1 protein-coding gene is annotated in these 512 nt (G+C 51.4%); it reads left to right on the top strand.

The window, feature by feature from the left end; genetic code table 11:
• Nucleotides 1-201 precede the first annotated feature (201 nt).
• A partial coding sequence (locus tag EJ063_RS20585) for a helix-turn-helix domain-containing protein (protein ID WP_148104553.1) occupies nucleotides 202-512 on the top strand: 311 nt, incomplete at its 3' end.

Raw genomic sequence — 512 nt, 5'->3', positions numbered from 1 at the left:
GATTGCCGACGGTTTTTGACTGACTAATGACAAATTCATGATCCACGTCCCTATGCTCAATGCAGCCTGTTATTCGGCTGCTGCCCATAAGACTAAATAGCTGTTCCGAATAGTAGATCACCGGAGGAAGGGAACTCAGTCCAGTTTGTGCGATCTGATTAGTCGCTAAACAAAACAAGCCMCACCCAAAGGACTGAGTTGATGCCTATCCTACCACCTCTGCCACGACCACAACGGCGCCGCATTCACAAAATCATCCATGCCACCCGTGATAAAGGACATGCTCGTCGCTTGATGGCCATCTTGCTKTTACATGAAGGACGCACGATCACCGATGTTCATCACCTTACCGGCGCTGCGCGCTCGACCATCGGTCGTTGGCTTCGGTGGTATCGAGATGAAGGCATAGATGCGCTAGAAGCCTTACCGGCTGGCCGTGCCCCAGTCTTACCTATCGCCAAGATTGTCACCTTACTGGTGCTGCTCATGCAGTTTTCTCCGCAAGATTTTGG

The organism is Vibrio aquaticus (genome assembly GCF_003970385.1).
In the GTDB taxonomy this organism is placed as follows: Bacteria; Pseudomonadota; Gammaproteobacteria; order Enterobacterales; family Vibrionaceae; genus Vibrio; species Vibrio aquaticus.
Note: the sequence above shows the minus strand (reverse complement) of the source record. Positions and strands in the feature narration are given on the sequence as shown.